14 protein-coding genes and 1 pseudogene are annotated in these 15,984 nt (G+C 42.4%); 4 read left to right on the top strand and 11 right to left on the bottom strand.

Annotated elements, in window-relative coordinates:
• Positions 1 to 14: 14 nt before the first annotated feature.
• The 3 genes from AAEY94_RS18565 to AAEY94_RS18555 form a co-directional block, all read right to left on the bottom strand.
• Positions 15 to 530, bottom strand: a complete 516-nt coding sequence (locus tag AAEY94_RS18565) for a hypothetical protein (RefSeq protein WP_350979569.1) — start codon at positions 528 to 530, stop codon at positions 15 to 17.
• Between the two features lie 245 nt (positions 531 to 775).
• Positions 776 to 1,171, bottom strand: coding sequence for a cupin domain-containing protein (locus AAEY94_RS18560; protein ID WP_182743147.1), 396 nt, complete (start codon positions 1,169 to 1,171; stop codon positions 776 to 778).
• A 195-nt stretch (positions 1,172 to 1,366) separates the two neighbouring features.
• Positions 1,367 to 1,528, bottom strand: coding sequence for a hypothetical protein (locus AAEY94_RS18555; RefSeq protein WP_192114199.1), 162 nt, complete (start codon positions 1,526 to 1,528; stop codon positions 1,367 to 1,369).
• A gap of 341 nt (positions 1,529 to 1,869) precedes the next feature.
• Between AAEY94_RS18555 and AAEY94_RS18550 the strand changes: the two genes are divergently transcribed.
• Positions 1,870 to 2,337, top strand: a complete 468-nt coding sequence (locus AAEY94_RS18550) for a chemotaxis protein CheX (protein WP_101085209.1) — start codon at positions 1,870 to 1,872, stop codon at positions 2,335 to 2,337.
• A 194-nt stretch (positions 2,338 to 2,531) separates the two neighbouring features.
• On the opposite strand, the gene alr is transcribed toward AAEY94_RS18550, so the two are convergent.
• Positions 2,532 to 3,650 carry an alanine racemase gene (gene alr, locus AAEY94_RS18545; RefSeq protein WP_101085207.1) on the bottom strand — a complete coding sequence of 373 codons (1,119 nt, stop codon included), beginning with the start codon at positions 3,648 to 3,650 and terminating at the stop codon, positions 2,532 to 2,534.
• A gap of 145 nt (positions 3,651 to 3,795) precedes the next feature.
• The gene (dnaB, locus tag AAEY94_RS18540) at positions 3,796 to 5,202 is read right to left on the bottom strand and encodes a replicative DNA helicase (RefSeq protein ID WP_101085206.1); all 1,407 of its coding nucleotides are present in this window, start codon (positions 5,200 to 5,202) and stop codon (positions 3,796 to 3,798) included.
• 130 nt (positions 5,203 to 5,332) lie between these two features.
• Here dnaB and AAEY94_RS18535 point away from each other — a divergent pair.
• Positions 5,333 to 7,522 (top strand): annotated as a pseudogene (locus AAEY94_RS18535) (S46 family peptidase); the annotation flags it as partial.
• A 1,033-nt stretch (positions 7,523 to 8,555) separates the two neighbouring features.
• Here AAEY94_RS18535 and rplI read toward each other — a convergent pair.
• From rplI to rpsF, 4 genes are read right to left on the bottom strand one after another with little or no spacing between them, the layout of a single operon-like run.
• On the bottom strand, positions 8,556 to 9,008 hold the full coding sequence (gene rplI, locus AAEY94_RS18530; RefSeq protein WP_162023883.1) for a 50S ribosomal protein L9: 453 nt from the start codon (positions 9,006 to 9,008) through the stop codon (positions 8,556 to 8,558).
• 45 nt (positions 9,009 to 9,053) lie between these two features.
• Entirely contained in the window at positions 9,054 to 9,281 is a 228-nt protein-coding gene (gene rpsR, locus AAEY94_RS18525) for a 30S ribosomal protein S18 (RefSeq protein ID WP_101085203.1), read from the bottom strand.
• Between the two features lie 12 nt (positions 9,282 to 9,293).
• Positions 9,294 to 9,581, bottom strand: a complete 288-nt coding sequence (gene priB, locus AAEY94_RS18520; RefSeq protein WP_011638788.1) for a primosomal replication protein N — start codon at positions 9,579 to 9,581, stop codon at positions 9,294 to 9,296.
• Positions 9,582 to 9,602: 21 nt separating this feature from the next.
• Positions 9,603 to 9,995 (bottom strand): 30S ribosomal protein S6, encoded by a 393-nt coding sequence (gene rpsF, locus AAEY94_RS18515; RefSeq protein WP_011638789.1) that lies wholly within the window; start codon positions 9,993 to 9,995, stop codon positions 9,603 to 9,605.
• 225 nt (positions 9,996 to 10,220) lie between these two features.
• Here rpsF and AAEY94_RS18510 point away from each other — a divergent pair, with 225 nt between their 5' ends.
• Together AAEY94_RS18510 and AAEY94_RS18505 are read left to right on the top strand one after the other, a co-directional pair.
• On the top strand, positions 10,221 to 10,964 hold the full coding sequence (locus AAEY94_RS18510; RefSeq protein ID WP_392341432.1) for a DUF481 domain-containing protein: 744 nt from the start codon (positions 10,221 to 10,223) through the stop codon (positions 10,962 to 10,964).
• 81 nt (positions 10,965 to 11,045) lie between these two features.
• The gene (locus AAEY94_RS18505; protein WP_192114196.1) at positions 11,046 to 12,470 is read left to right on the top strand and encodes an MFS transporter; all 1,425 of its coding nucleotides are present in this window, start codon (positions 11,046 to 11,048) and stop codon (positions 12,468 to 12,470) included.
• A 215-nt stretch (positions 12,471 to 12,685) separates the two neighbouring features.
• On the opposite strand, the gene rlmB is transcribed toward AAEY94_RS18505, so the two are convergent.
• Together rlmB and rnr are read right to left on the bottom strand one after the other, a co-directional pair.
• The gene (gene rlmB / locus AAEY94_RS18500) at positions 12,686 to 13,426 is read right to left on the bottom strand and encodes a 23S rRNA (guanosine(2251)-2'-O)-methyltransferase RlmB (RefSeq protein ID WP_011638792.1); all 741 of its coding nucleotides are present in this window, start codon (positions 13,424 to 13,426) and stop codon (positions 12,686 to 12,688) included.
• Positions 13,427 to 13,430: 4 nt separating this feature from the next.
• Entirely contained in the window at positions 13,431 to 15,950 is a 2,520-nt protein-coding gene (rnr, locus tag AAEY94_RS18495) for a ribonuclease R (protein WP_350979563.1), read from the bottom strand.
• Positions 15,951 to 15,984 lie beyond the last annotated feature (34 nt).

Raw genomic sequence — 15,984 nt, 5'->3', positions numbered from 1 at the left:
TTAGTTTATTTGGTTTACAGTTGTTTTAATTCAGACCTAAGTGCAGATATTTGACGATCAATTGATTCGACTTCGGTACTGCCCTGTTGCATAACTGCGGTCATTTCTTGCGCTAGACTTTGCTGCCAAGTTGCACCCGCTAAATTATTGTTAGCTCGCTTACCAGTGGTACGCAATTGATCGATTTTATCATCACGATCTTTGAACGCTTTTTTCCTTTCTTTTTCGAGGTTTCTAATGTCACGTTCAATTTTTTGTTTACGTAAGTATTGAGCGATTTCAGCTTTTTTATCACGCGCATTAACAGCACTATCCAGCTGCCTTGCATCTATGGTCTCGTTAGTTAGACTTTCAGGGTAACCTCTCGATGGTGCAACCACGCTGCCTACATTACTTAAATCTAACAGTTCGCTTTGGTCGTCGCACGGGTCTGCTTGATACTTACCATCTGCACACTTATAGACTTCTGCTGAAGCTGAAGCTGAAGCTGACACCATTATTAAAATAACGATTAATGATTTTCCATCCATAGAACACCTCTTATTTAGTTATTTTTATTGTACAACGATATGATTTCTCATTAAATTAAAAAACAATCTAAAACAATAGCTTAAAGTTTAAAAATGCAGAGTAATCCAAGGTTTATCTTCTTACTACCTTTCACAACGGCACATTGCACAACGGCACTTTTCACGACAGCATGTTTGCTTATCCGAATCGGGCTGCTCGCGCTAATGGGTACTTAATACGGCTTCAGCCGACCTATCGTTATTTGTTATGTTCCGTTTGGCTTCTCGATACTATGCTCTGTTGGTTGCGGTGTTATTGTCATAATTTTAACACCTTCTGGTGATTCAAAACGGTGCCAAACATCTTGGGGGATAACCAACATTTGCCCCGTCGATAAAGGGTAACGTTGCTCTACGTTATCAACTAGAAGGACTAATGTCGTTTCTCCACCTAAAATCTGAACGAACTCATCACCTTTTGGGTGTTTCTCCCACTCACTAAAACCGGAATAATGAGCGATATATATTCCACCGTCTCTATATTCAGATAATAGCGCAAAAGCATTTTTTGCTTGTTCATTAGTGGTTTCTGGCGTTCTATGTTTCAGAAAATCAACTCGTGAAAATTGATCATTTATTGTGATTGCTACAGATTTCGACACTTGCTCGATCCTTGTGGTACATGACGTTTAGTCATTGCGTTATTGATTTATCCTACATTTGCCATCTTATTGATGTAAAGCGATTAAATCATCTTAGCTTTTCAGGTAGCCAACACAGCGTTAAAAACATGAACTAGCTAATAGAAATTCCAAACTGAATCATTACAATTACAGTCAGCGACTTAACATAATGAACTATCCAACATCGGTATAATGGAAAAGAAGCGCACGAGCATAGCTATTGCTGTGCTTATCCGTTGGTGAGCCTCGCTTTGATGTGGCATTAACCGAATTTATCATCATTGGATAATCAACGTTTGCAGTCTTCGCTGTCGCGCTAATTACTTTTAAGTGCATGGGTAATCAATATTAGCTCCAACTAGAAACCACCTTAGTCAGTAGCGCAATCAATTGATGCTCAGCTCAGCCCTTGTAGCGTTAGACCGACCATAGTAAATTAATGGCTCATTCTAGATTTTTGTTACATGAATTAACTGTATAAAAATATTTTTACCGTTAATGCCACTATCAATTTCCTTTTTGTGCTCTAAGCTTAAACCTGTATTTTACTTTGCTGATATAGTCAGTATTTGTGTTAGTCAGCTACTATAATGATAGGGCCGTGTAGCGTTACGCACTCTTTATGCCCTCTCTATATACTATGCCACCCTTTAAAATGTAGAAGGATTGCTTTGCCTATGAACGTTGAATTCATCAACCCATTTCTTGTGTCTTTAATCAATGTAATCTCTACCATGGCAACAATGGATCTTAAGCCTGGTAAACCTCAATTAAAAAACCATGACCTTGCAAAAGGTGACGTATCTGGCTTGATTGGTATGGTGGGTCCTAAAACTCGCGGTTCGCTGTCGATTACTTTTGAGCAATCACTTATCCTTGAAATTATGAATAAAATGCTTGGTGAAAAACCGGGGGTTATTAATGATGAAGTAACTGATTTAGTGGGTGAAATAACTAACATGGTGACTGGCGGTGCCAAAAACTTACTCAGCGAAAAAGGTTACGACTTTGATATGGCAACACCGGCTGTGGTGTCTGGTAAAAACCATACTATTTCTCATAAAGCGCGCGGTAAAAAAATCATGATGCCTTTTAGCCACGAATTCGGTAACGCTTTTATTGAAATTTGCTTTGAGGATTCTTAATCAAACATTAGAAGTTAACGCCAAAGTGAAAAACTGAATCTAACGCTGGCACCCAATTCTTAAAAAAACAGAGCCTCAAAACTACAGCACCTAAAACAACAGTATCTAAAACTACAGCACCTAAAAAAGTATCTAAAACAACAATGCCCAACACATTATCTACGTATTGGGCATTGTTTATATCAATCTCATGCTCAATCGAGCAGTTCAACCAACACTCGTGGCGTAAGCTTAGTGACTAATTCATAAGCAATGGTACCAATGTGTTCGGCCACTTCTTCTACTGCAAGTGCTTTACCCCACAGCTGAACACTATCGCCGACGTTATCTTGTGCATCGGCACCTAGGTCTACGGTTAACATGTCCATAGACACTCGACCGACTATCGGTACTCGGCGGCCGTTAATCCATACCGGTGTGCCTTCTGGCGCATTACGTGGGTAACCATCACCATAACCAATGGCAACAACCCCTAAGCGAGTGTCTTTTTTAGCGGTCCAAGTTGCACCGTAGCCGACACTATCGCCGGCTTTATGTTCGCGCACAGCTATCAGATTGGATACTAATTCCATCGCCGGAATTAATCGATGATTAACGCCCCTATCACCCACCACCGGAGATACACCATAAAGCGCAATGCCGGGTCTTATCCAGTCGGCTTGGCTTGTTGGCCAAAATAAGGTACCTGCAGAATTTGCTAAGGTGCGATCGCCTTCTAATCCACTAATCAATTGCTCAAAGGCATTCATTTGCGTTTGAGTAAGGATATTATCGGGTTCGTCGGCGCAGGCAAAGTGAGTCATTAAATGAATCGGCTTAGCCACTTGCGGACAAGCCAGCAAACGCTGATAAATACTGTCGAACTGCTCAAGACTAAAGCCAATACGATGCATGCCAGTATCAATTTTTATCCATACGGTGACAGGCTTATCTAGCGTGATAGTTTCAAGCATTTGCAATTGCGATTCATGATGAACCACAGTATCGATATTATGACTAACTAGTGTGGGTAAATCTGACTGACGGAAAAAACCCTCTAATAATAAAAGCTTACCTTTTACGCCGCCTTCTCTGAGTTGCAATGCTTCTTCAAGCCTTGCCAAACCAAACCCATCTGCGCCGCCATGATACTTGCCGACACTTTCTACATAATTTAATAAGCCGACACTTTCAGCCACATTTAATAACCCATGGCCATAACCATTGGCTTTAACCACTGCCATAATTTTGCTATTGGGCGCAATAAGGCGCAATTGTGCCAAGTTACTTTGCAATGCGTAACGACTGATTTCTGCACGAGGAAAAGGTTTCAATAGGTTGCCTTAATTAACAATAAATAACATGGCGCGGCTTGCTGTCTGTTAAGAGGTTTAGGGCCATGAATGCAACCTCATTAACAGAGATAAACTAATATCATAAATAACGATACTAAAAACACAAATACAGTCTAATCAATGATTAATCTTCTTCAAATTGCGGCCCAGCATAGTTATCAAAGCGAGAGAATTGACCTTGGAATACCAGACGAATACGCCCAATAGGTCCGTTACGTTGCTTACCGATAATGATTTCTGCGGTGCCTTTATCTTCAGAGCTGTCGTTATACACTTCGTCGCGATAGATGAACATAATTAAATCGGCATCCTGCTCAATCGCACCCGATTCACGTAAGTCAGAGTTAATTGGGCGTTTATCGGCTCGTTGCTCTAGCGAGCGGTTAAGCTGCGACAATGCAATAACAGGTACTTCTAATTCTTTGGCTAAGGCTTTTAATGAACGAGAGATCTCTGAAATTTCTAAGGTACGATTATCTTTTAACGACGGTACCTGCATTAATTGCAGGTAATCGATCATGATCATTGATAACCCGCCATGCTCACGCGCAATACGTCTGGCACGACTGCGCACTTCGGTTGGGGTTAACCCTGAGCCATCATCGATGTACATTTTACCTTGTTCAAGCATGATACCCATGGTTGAAGACACGCGCGCCCAATCTTCATCGTCTAATTGACCTGTACGAATTTTGGTTTGGTCTACACGGCCAAGCGAGGCTAACATACGCATCATAATCTGTTCTGACGGCATCTCGAGACTGAAAATAAGTACTGGCTTGTCTTCATTCATGGCGGCTTGTTCACACAAGTTCATCGCGAAGGTGGTTTTACCCATAGAAGGACGCGCGGCTACAATAATTAAGTCGCCAGACTGAAAACCTGCGGTCATTTTATCTAAATCATTAAAACCACTTGAAACACCTGTCACACCGTTATGGGGATTGTTATAAAGCTGCTCAATTCTATCGACGGTTTTTTCAAGAATGCTTTTAATGTTTTCCGGGCCTTCATTGGCATTGGTACGCATTTCTGCGATTTTAAAGACTTTGGTTTCAGCCAAATCTAATAATGCACTTGAATCACGGCCTTCTGGGTTATAACCCGCATCGGCAATTTCGTGGGCAACGGCAATCATGTCACGTACTACGGCACGTTCACGCACAATGTCTGCGTAAGATAAAATATTACCGGCGCTGGGGGTATTTTTGGCAATTTCGCCTAAGTAAGCAAAGCCGCCAGCATCGTCTAATTGATCTTCAATTTCGAGCTGTTCGGATACGGTAATTAAATCCAGCGGTTGGCCCGATTCCATTAAACGTTGCATAGCCGTGAAAATCATTCGATGAGAACGAGAATAAAAATCTTCTGGCACAACCGCTTCAGAAACACGATCCCACGCTTCAGCATCTAGCATCAATCCACCTAAAACGGATTGTTCTGCTTCTATTGAATGAGGAGGCAATTTTAATGCATTAACTTCTACATCTCTTTGCCTGTTTCTTGCTTTAAAAGCACCTTGCTGTGACATTAACACTCCCAATTTCCAACGACTTTATAAAATATGGTATAACACCGTGGTCTAGCTTAATTTGCCGTCATGACCGATTAGAATAACAGCTCCGTCAAACGGAAATAAAATAATTATTTAAGGAAAATACATGCGTATAGCACTTGTTGCAGCACTTGTGCTGACATCTGGTTTTGCCTTTGCCGATGAAGGCCAGTGGCAACCGTATCAAATGCCATCCATTGCCGACAAACTCCTGCAACGTGGTATTGATATTCCCGCATCACAACTGGCAGATTTGGGACAGTACCCAATGAATGCTGTCGTCAGTTTGGGGTATTGTACCGCCAGTTTTGTATCCCCCCAAGGCCTAGTTGTCACAAACCATCATTGTGCTTATCGCGGCATACAATATAACAGCAAAAAAGAACATAATTACCTCGCAGATGGCTTTTTAGCAAACACCCAAGCGGAAGAACCTTCTGCTGGGCCAAACGAACGCTTATACATTACCGAGGAAGTTACCAACGTGACCGATAGCGTTATGGCTAACTTAAGCACCGAACCTTTGGTACGCTTTGAAGATATCCAAGCGAATAAAAAAGCATTAATTAAAATCTGCGAATCAGATGACAACTACCGTTGCTCAGTTAACAGTTTTCACCACGGCTTAGAATATTATCTGACGAAACAGTTAATCATTCGAGATGTACGCTTGGTGTATGCGCCACCTAAAAGTATTGGCGGCTTTGGCGGCGATATCGACAATTATGAATACCCTCGTCATTCTGGCGATTTTACCTTTTTACGCGCCTATGTGGGTAAAGACGGTAAGCCTGCAACGTTTAAAAAAGGCAATGTGCCATATCAGCCTAAAAGCTACTTAAAAGTGAACGCAGACGGTGTAAAAGCAGGCGATGGTATTTTTGTGGCCGGTTATCCAGGTTCTACCAGCCGTTACAACTTAACCAGTGAGTTACAGTTTGCCAGTGATTGGATATATCCAACCTACGCAAAACGCTACCAGTTGCAAATTGATACCATTACCTTAATGGGCGATGTAGATAAAGATATCGCGCTTAAATATGCCGGCACTATGGCCTCAATGGCTAACCGGATGAAAAAGCTTAATGGCTTATTAGATGGCTTTAACGCCACTGATATTGTTGGTATTAAACAGCAACGTGAGAATGACTTTCTCGCTTGGCTTAAAAAAGATCCTGGTGCTAACCAAAATCTCATCAGTGATCTTGAAGCACTACTTGCTGAAAAACATCAGCAAATGCAAACCAATTATTTCTTTAAAAATGCCCAATCAAGCGAAATGCTTCAGGCTGCTAGCAAACTGTACCGTTTAGCTAAAGAAAGGAAGAAACCCAATGACCAACGTGAGTCAGGGTTTCAGCTGCGTGATATGAAAATGTTTAAAGCAGCACTTAAACGTATCGATAGCAGCTTCGATCCCGTGGTCGATAAAATTTTATGGTTACAAGACTTACAAGCCTATGTAAGACAACCGTTAAAAACTGAAGTGTTTGATAACGCCTTAAGCAGTTCAGACAATTTTGAACAGCTAGAGTCTAAAGTGGAAGGTTTGTATGCATTAACAGAGCTCACCGACCAAGCTAAACGCCTAGCGTGGATGAGTAAAAGAGCTGAAGATTTTGAGATTAGCGATGACCCATTTATTCGTTTAGCGGTGGCCATTCATGACACCAATATGGCATTGGAAAAGAGCGAAAAGCTACTTGCAGGTAAATTATCATCTGTTCGTCCTGAATATATGAAGGCGATTATTGATTATTACAAATCAAATAACTGGCCTGTATACCCTGATGCTAACCGCACATTACGTATTACCTACGGTATGGTTGATGGCTATCAATCTAAAGATGCATTATACAAGCAGCCATTTACTCGCTTAGCTGGCATCCTAGCCAAAAACACCGGTGAAGCACCGTATAATGCTCCCGCGAAACTGTTAGCGGCAATTAAAGCTGACGACTTAGGTAAACATCGCGTCACATCGGTATATAAGCAGCAAAGCAGTTGTCAATTTATGTCTTGTTTAGACAAGCCCGCCGATTTTAACTCTGTACCGGTTAACTTTTTATCAAGTGCTGACACTACTGGTGGTAACTCAGGCTCACCAGTGTTAAATGGTAAAGGTGAGTTAGTTGGTCTTAACTTCGACTCAACTTATGAAGCCATCACTAAAGACTGGTTCTTTAACCCAACGATTACCCGTGCCGTACATGTCGATATTCGCTACATTTTGTGGATGATGGACAAGGTCGATCACGCTGATAATTTGATAAAAGAGTTAACCTTAGTGACCAAGGTTGAAGGAGAAGCAAAGGTAGCAACTGAAGTTACTGCCATAGCAACAACCGAAATATTGCCTGAAATTGCAACTGAAGCAGTAACAGTCGTCACACCCGAAGTGGCAACTGAGACACCAACCAAAGTGGCAACTGAGACACCAGCCAAAGCGGCAACTGAGGCACCAGCCAAAGTGGCAACTGAAGTAGCGCCTGATGTTGCAACTGAGGCACCAGCCAAAGTGGCAACTGAGGCACCAGCCAAAGCGGTAACTGAAGTAGCGCCTGATGTTGCAATAGAAACTGCAACTGAAATACCTGCAGAAGCGGCAATTGAAGTTGCACCCGATGTTGCACCCGATGTTGCAATAAAAGCAGCGACTGAAGTTCCTACCAATGCAGTGGTTGCAGTAACACCAGAAGCAGCTGCCGAAGTTACAACTGAAATACCAGTCAAACCAGCAGTTGCAGTAACGCCTGAAGTAGCCCTCGAAGTTACAACCAAAGCATCTGCTAAAGCCGGAGTTGTAGTCGTACCAGAAGCCGCTGCAGAAGTTGCAACCAAAGTACAAGCCGAAGCGGCAGTTGTAGTAGTACCAGAAGCCGCTGCAGAAGTTGCAACTAAAGTACAAGTCAAACCAGCAGTTGCTGTAGCCCCTGAAGCAGCTGCCGAAGTTGCAACCAAAGCATCTGCTAAAGCCGGAGTTGTAGTAGTACCAGAAGCCCCTGCAGAAATTACAACCAAAGTACAAGCCAAAGCGGCAGTTGTAGTAGCCCCTGAAGCAGCTGCCGAAGTTGCAACCAAAGCACCGGCCAAAGCGACTGTTGTAGTAGCGCCTGAAGCAGCGACTAAAAAAGAACTAAACTAGCCCTGGTAAACAATATTCCAGTGACCATCAAATAGAGGTTCACTGGAATATTCTCTGGCATTGAAAGATCCTAAACAGCTGGCCATGCGGCCTAAACAGATGGTGTTAACAAGGCTAGTGATTAAATCGCAGACATAAAAAAACACCGCCAGGAGGCGGTGTTTTTTATGGAGCTAAACAGTAATTAAGCTTCTGCTACAATAGCAATCTTAACTACAGCTTTAACTTCAGCGTGTACTTGAACTTCAATTTCGAAGCTACCAGTAGTGCGTAAAGCACCTAAAGGTAAACGAACTTCAGATTTAGCAAGTGCTACGCCAGCTGCAGTAACTGCATCAGCGATATCACGGTTGCCAATTGATCCGAATAATTTACCTTCATCACCTGCTTTAGAAGCAATAACAACAGCTTCTAATGCAGTTAATTTATCAGCACGAGCTGTCGCAGTAGCTAATTCAGCAGCTAATTTAGCTTCTAATTCAGCACGACGAGCTTCAAATACTTCAGTGTTTGCTGTGTTTGCTACAACTGCTTTACCATAAGGTAAAAGGAAGTTACGAGCATAACCAGCTTTAACAGAAACTTGGTCGCCTAAGCTACCTAAGTTTGCAACTTTATCTAGCAAAATAACGTTCATTATCAAATCCTCAATATTCTGTTAGGAATAATTAATACTGCAATATTACTGATGTAAATCAGTATATGGCAGTAGAGAAAGATAACGAGCACGCTTGATAGCGCGAGCTAGTTGGCGTTGATATCTAGCACTGGTACCAGTGATACGGCTAGGAACAATCTTGCCGCTTTCAGTGATGTAGTTCTTTAAAGTAACGATATCTTTGTAATCAATCTCGACAACACCTTCAGCGGTGAAGCGACAGAACTTGCGACGACGGAAATAACGTGCCATTTTGACAGTCTCCTAAGTTTTCAATTCGACATTTTCAGCATGCAAGACTAAACGGTTTTGTCCATTTCGCCCTTGTTGTAGTGAAAGAAACCCTTCAACATCAACTTGCACACCTGCTTGTAATTTATTTGCTACGCTATCAAAGCGCGGACCACTTAATACCACTTGAATCAAACAGTAGACGTTTCTCAACATTTCTACTTCTTGTCTTTGTGATTTATGCTCTACCGTTATGACCACATGGGCTATACCGCTAGGGCTATCTAATCGCCTTGAACGAGTTATCGTTCCAGACAACATTAAGTGATTATTCACAAAAAATTATTCAGCGTTTTCTTCAGCGCTTTCTTCTACATTACGGTCATCAGAAGGTGAACGACGTGAATCACGTTCGTCTCTTGCTTTTGCCATAGGAGAAGCTTCAGTAACTGCAGCTTTAGTGCGCATTACCATGTTACGCAGAACAGCGTCGTTGAAACGGAAAGCTGTTTCTAGTTCTTCGATAGACTCTGCAGATGCTTCTACGTTCAAAAGAACATAGTGAGCTTTATGTAGGTCTTGGATCGGGTAAGCCAATTGACGACGGCCCCAATCTTCTAAACGGTGGACTGTACCATTAGCAGCGGTGATAACACCGGTGTAACGCTCAATCATACCAGGGACTTGTTCACTTTGATCTGGGTGAACCATAAATACGATTTCATAATGACGCATTTATTGCTCCTTACGGTTAAGTAGCCTCTTTTCTGGCTCAGTCAGACCAATGTGGAGGCAAGGAACGAATTAAAGTGACTGATTTGAGCGCGCGATGATACATAAAGTACGCTATAAACTCAAGCACTAACTCACTCTTTTCAGCAATCTTGAATACAGGTATGATGGCGACAGTCCAAAATACCGCGTTTACGCCGTCAAGAATAAAACAGTCTAATGATAACCATGAAAAACATAGCCACAACATGCTGCCTCTTTTTATTGTCTGCTCCGGCATGGGCGTTAGTACCACCAGATTATCAAGAACCGCCTAGTAATTTTAATGCTGAAGTTGAAGCTGGTTTACAGCTAAACAGTGGTAACAACGAAACTAAAAACTTCAACGGCCGTACTTATTTAACTTACGACTCGCCGAGCACCAAACAAGAAGCGACATTAAAGGCTTATTATGCCTCTGATGGAAATGAGTCTACTGCGGAAAAGTACGAATTGTTTTTACAGTCTAACTATAAATTAGAGCGTGGTTATGTATTTGGTCGTGGCGAATTTACCTGGAACGAGTTTGGTTCTTATACCCGTATTTCTACTATTTCTACTGGTTACGGTTTTGACTTAATTAAAAACTATAAAACCAAATTGAGCCTTGAAGCCGGCCCTGGTTATCGTTACGACCAACCGCAAGCCAGTATTGCTGAACCAAACCCTGATGAAAATCGTGATGTAATATTACGTTCAGCGGCTAAATATACGGTAAAATTGCAAGAATATACTAGCTTCAACGCCGACGTAACAGCCGAAACAGGTTTAGACAACAACACGTTAACCCTTGATATGAGTTATAAAAATACATTTATTCAAGATTGGGCATTTAAAATCGGTATGAACATCAAGTACACTGAAGTGGTGCCTGATGAAAGTAAAAACACCGATACAGTCACCACATTCAACTTGTTGTACACGTTTCAATAATTATTGATCGTAAATGAAGCGTAACAAGACAATCAATCAGTAGGGCTAACGTAGCCTTACTGAACCAATAAAGGCGCAGTTATGGACAGCCCGCTTCGCAGTTTTGCATCCTTATATAGCACCACTTTTTTAATGGTACTTGCTGCAGGTCTACTGACAACCTACCTGGGCTTAAGCCTGACCACCATGCAAGTGCCACAAATATGGATTGGTGGCATGATGTCTGCCTACTATATTGGTCTTGTGTGCGGTTCCAAAGTTGGCCATAAACTTATCGCTCAAGTTGGCCATATTCGTGCTTTTGTTGCCTGTGCTGGAATCGTCACCGCATCAGCACTGGGTCATGCCCTCATCGACAACTTAACCATATGGTTAGTATTGCGCCTTGCCGTTGGTATGGGAATGATGTGCCAATATATGGTGTTAGAAAGCTGGCTCAATGAACAGGCCGAAAATAATCAACGCGGCACCGTATTTGCCAGTTACATGATTGTATCTTATTTAGGGTTAATGGCTGGCCAGGGAGCCATTAGCTTATATCCTGATTTGGGCATAGAACCACTGCTGTTAATCGCCATATGTTTTGCATTATGCATTGTGCCTATTTCAATCACTCGAAGAATTCACCCAGAACCGTTAACGCCGGCACCATTACAAATGGGTCTGTATTGGAAACGAGCCCCTCAAGCCTTAACGACAATAGCGTTAGGAAGCATGATTGTAGGTTGTTTTTATGGTTTAGCGCCATCTTATGCGACTGCCAAAGGTATTGATCCTGAACATGTTGCACTCTACATGTCTTGTACCATTTTTGCCGGGTTGTTAGCCCAATGGCCAATGGGTAAATTATCTGACATTATTTCTCGTAGCTTATTAATTCGCATTAACTGTACGTTATTGGGAGTTATTGTATTAATTATTACGGTCGTTCCATTCCATTCAGTGTATTCATTAATATTAACCAGTTTATTTGGTATTTTGGCGTTCACCTTATACCCATTAGCAACCGCATTAGCAAACTCACGCGTAGATCAACACGAACGAGTAGGACTGTCTGCCACCATATTAGTGACCTTTGGTATTGGAGCAAGTATTGGCCCCTTAGTCGCTTCTGGTTTAATGCAGGTCTTAGGTGACCAAATGCTGTATGGGTTTATGGCAATATGTTCGTTTACCTTATTAGTAAGACTACTGTGGATTAATTTACGCCAAAAAGCCGAACAGACTGCCACTGGAGATTACATAATGGCAGGTGGTGATTTAGTCAGCTCGCCGTTGGCAGCATCATTCGATCCACGTGTGGATATAGAAATGGTCAACGAGCAAATGATCAATCCTGCCGAGGATGCATTTGATAGCGTGCCAGATTCAACCGACGATGAGCTTGAAGATGCCGATGAGCAAGCCGGTTATAATACTGCTTATGCTAGCGTAGTAAACGATGATAGTTTGGGGCATGAGGAATTGGATGACGAAGATGTCGATAATGAGATCGGTAGACGTTAATTGATGTCATAAATTGCATATATAAAGTGTATTTATTTAAAGTGCACTTGTTTAAACTGAACGCATTAGCCGTTTTGAATTAATAAAAACGTTAAAGCAGTATGTAAAACACTCAATATCCTGAGCTCGAGATAATAAAAACGGCGATTAATATCGCCGTTTTTTGATCGCATTCTTTGCTATTTTCGCTAGCAACAACGCTAATGGATAGGTGATTAACCTAAACGCTGTCTAACCGCTTCAAATAAGCAAACACCAGTGGCAACAGACACGTTGAGACTCGACACGCTTCCAGACATTGGAATTGATACAAGTGAATCACAACCTTCGCGTGATAAACGACGTAAACCTTTATCTTCCGCGCCCATAGCAATCGCTAGCGGCCCTTTGAGGTCAGCTTGGTATACATTACCTTCGGCTTCGCCTGCAGTACCTACAATCCAAACACCTTTATCTTGCAAGTGACGCATAGTACGAGCAAGGTTAGTCACTTGAAATAACGGTATGGTTTCTGCTGCGCCACAGGCAACTTTGCTTACGGTTGAGGTTAACCCTACTGAGTTATCTTTTGGTACGATAACCGCATGTACCCCAGCAGCATCAGCATTACGTAAACATGCGCCAAGGTTATGTGGATCAGTTACACCGTCTAAAATTAATAAGAAAGGCACTGCAGTTTTATCAAGTAACTCATCTAAATCTTTTTCAGTCAACGGCTTAACAGCTTTGACGCGAGCCACAATACCTTGGTGTTGTGAGCTACCCGCTTTATCATCTAACACTTTACGTGCTGCACGTTGTAGTGTTGTACCAAAGGTTGACGCTAGATTAATTAACGGGGTTAAGCGTTCGTCATCACGGCCTTGTAATAGCCAAAGTTCAATGACACGTTCAGGGCTGTTATCTAACAAAGCTTGAACGGCGTGAATGCCAAAAATGGTATCTTGTTTTTTCATTTAATTACTTTCTCTTGCTGCGCTTGGCAGGGTTTTTCTTAACGCTAGAATCTGGTTTTGCTGCATCCGTTTTTTGTGCAACTGCAGAAGGTTTTTTCACCGCCGCTGGTTTTGCTGCTGGAGATGAAGCTTTTCCGCTTGAACGACGCTTGCTGGCTTTAGGCTTATCAGACTTAGGCTTATCTGATTTAGGTTTATCAGACTTAGGCTTATCTAATTTAGGTTTATCAGACTTTGCAGATGACTTACCTCGTGCTGACTTAGCGCCTTCAGCATTCACTCGTTGGCGCGCTGTTGTTGGCTTACTGCCTTTACGCGCTGTTTTACCCGCACCTTTAGTGTTGTCACCCACCATCAATAAATCAATTTGACGATCATCAAGATTCACCGCCGCAACTTTAACCGTCACAGGATCGCCTACTTGATATACTTGGCGAGAATTTTCACCAATTAACCGTTGGCGCATTGGATCAAATTGATAATAGTCACTGGCAAGACTTGAAATATGTACCAGCCCATCAATAAATAATTCGTTTAATCTGACAAATAACCCAAAGCTAGTGACTGAGGCAATAACCGCATCGAAAGTGTCGCCGACGTGATCTTGCATATATTCACATTTAAGCCAATCACTCACATCACGGGTAGCTTCATCTGCACGACGCTCAGTGGTGGAACATTCTTCACCTAATGCATCTAACTCTTCAATCTGGTAGAGATAACCACCATCTTGAGTCCATTTATCGTTAACATTGTCCTGCTCTTTTGCGAGTAAATATTTAATCACTCGGTGCAAAACTAAGTCAGGATAACGACGAATTGGCGACGTAAAATGCGAATAAGCTTCTAATGCCAAACCAAAGTGACCTTCGTTGTCTGGGCTGTAAACGGCCTGGCGCATTGAGCGCAATAACATCACTTGAATTAACTCAAAGTCAGGACGGTCAGCAATTTTTAACATCAGATTTTGATAGTCAGTCGGGGTCGGCTCTAATCCGCCATCCATGCTTAAACCACGCTCAGCAAGAAACTCTTTAAAATTAGCCAGTTTTTGCTCTGATGGTGCTTCGTGAACACGATATAACACTTCACCTTTGTGCTTTTTAACAAATTTCGCCGACGCCACGTTGGCTAAAATCATACATTCTTCAATGATTTTATGCGCTTGATTGCGACCTCTAGGGACAATTTTATCAATTTTACGTTGTTCATTAAAAATGAATTGCGTTTCTAGCGTTTCAAAAGCAATCGCCCCACGCTCTGCACGGCGCTCATCTAAGATCAGATATAACGACTGCAAACACAATAAATGCGGGAATAATGCTTCATGCTCAGGGGCAATTGCACCACCTTCTAGCATGTCGGCAACTTGGGTGTAGGTAAAACGTGCATGAGAGTGCATTACCGCGGGATAAAACTTAGTACCCGATAACTTACCCGCTGCAGAAATGGTCATTTCAGCAACCATACATAAACGGTCGACTTTTGGCTTTAATGAACACAAGCCATTAGATATTTTCTCAGGCAACATTGGGATAACTTGCGATGGGAAATATACCGAGTTACCACGTGAGCGCGCTTCAGTATCTAATGCTGAATCAGTGCGTACATAATGACTCACATCAGCAATTGCTACCCATAAACGCCAGCCACCACTTGGTTTTGCTTCAGCATACACCGCGTCATCAAAATCACGGGCATCTTCGCCATCAATAGTGACTAACGGTAAATGACGTAAATCGACGCGACCTAATTTATCTTCTTCGGTGACTTCGTCAGGAATACGTTTGAGTTTTTTCTCAATAATCGCTGACCAAGTATGTGGTAAATCATAATTACGTAACGCAATTTCAATTTCCATACCCGGTGCCATTGTCTTACCCAAGACTTCGGTCACTTTCGCTGCCGCTTTAACAAAACGACCAGGGCGACGGGTTAACTCAACCACGACAACATCACCGGCGCGCGCGCCTAGTGTATCTTCGCTGGCAATTAATATTTCTTGGGTGATGCGTCTGTCATCAGCAATAACAAAACCCATGCCGCCGTCGACGTGATAACGGCCAACTAATGCAGCTGTTCGCTCATGAACTAAGCGCACAATTCGTGCTTCGCGACGACCACGACGATCAGTACCTGCTTTTTGAGCAAGCACTTTATCGCCATGGAAATACATCAGCATATCGCGATTATTAATAAATAAATCGTCACCGCCTTCATCTGGCTTAAAAAAGCCGAATCCATCGCGATGGCCTAAAACGGTACCAGACAATAAATCCATCCGTTCAGGTAAGCCATAGCTTTGTCCGCGGGTAAAGACTAGCTGGCCATCACGCTCCATTGCACGTAAACGACGGCGGAGGGCTTCTAATGGCACTTCATCTGTAATGGATAATGCTTCAGCTATTTTATCGCGGGAAACAGGAGACTTTTGGGCGCGCAAGTATTCTAAAATATACTCACGGCTAGGAATAGGATTGTCGTACTTGTCTTGTTCTCTCTCAAAATGAGGATCGTTGATCATTCAATTTCCAAATAATTCGCTCCATATTTTGGAG

Origin of the sequence: Shewanella sp. AC34-MNA-CIBAN-0136, assembly GCF_040309945.1 — a bacterium.
GTDB lineage: Bacteria > Pseudomonadota > Gammaproteobacteria > Enterobacterales > Shewanellaceae > Shewanella.
This window is presented reverse-complemented; position numbering and strand designations above follow the sequence as displayed.

Bases quoted from the DNA above. Each gene is read 5' to 3' on its own strand.
- AAEY94_RS18505 (WP_192114196.1), top strand. From the start codon at position 11,046: ATGGACAGCCCGCTTCGCAGTTTTGCATCCTTATATAGCACCACTTTT.
- rplI (WP_162023883.1), bottom strand. From the start codon at position 9,008: ATGAACGTTATTTTGCTAGATAAAGTTGCAAACTTAGGTAGCTTAGGC.
- priB (WP_011638788.1), bottom strand. From the start codon at position 9,581: ATGTTGTCTGGAACGATAACTCGTTCAAGGCGATTAGATAGCCCTAGC.
- AAEY94_RS18555 (WP_192114199.1), bottom strand. From the start codon at position 1,528: ATGCACTTAAAAGTAATTAGCGCGACAGCGAAGACTGCAAACGTTGAT.
- dnaB (WP_101085206.1), bottom strand. From the start codon at position 5,202: ATGTCACAGCAAGGTGCTTTTAAAGCAAGAAACAGGCAAAGAGATGTA.
- AAEY94_RS18565 (WP_350979569.1), bottom strand. From the start codon at position 530: ATGGATGGAAAATCATTAATCGTTATTTTAATAATGGTGTCAGCTTCA.
- rnr (WP_350979563.1), bottom strand. From the start codon at position 15,950: ATGATCAACGATCCTCATTTTGAGAGAGAACAAGACAAGTACGACAAT.
- AAEY94_RS18550 (WP_101085209.1), top strand. From the start codon at position 1,870: ATGAACGTTGAATTCATCAACCCATTTCTTGTGTCTTTAATCAATGTA.
- rlmB (WP_011638792.1), bottom strand. From the start codon at position 13,426: ATGAAAAAACAAGATACCATTTTTGGCATTCACGCCGTTCAAGCTTTG.
- rpsF (WP_011638789.1), bottom strand. From the start codon at position 9,995: ATGCGTCATTATGAAATCGTATTTATGGTTCACCCAGATCAAAGTGAA.
- AAEY94_RS18510 (WP_392341432.1), top strand. From the start codon at position 10,221: ATGAAAAACATAGCCACAACATGCTGCCTCTTTTTATTGTCTGCTCCG.
- rpsR (WP_101085203.1), bottom strand. From the start codon at position 9,281: ATGGCACGTTATTTCCGTCGTCGCAAGTTCTGTCGCTTCACCGCTGAA.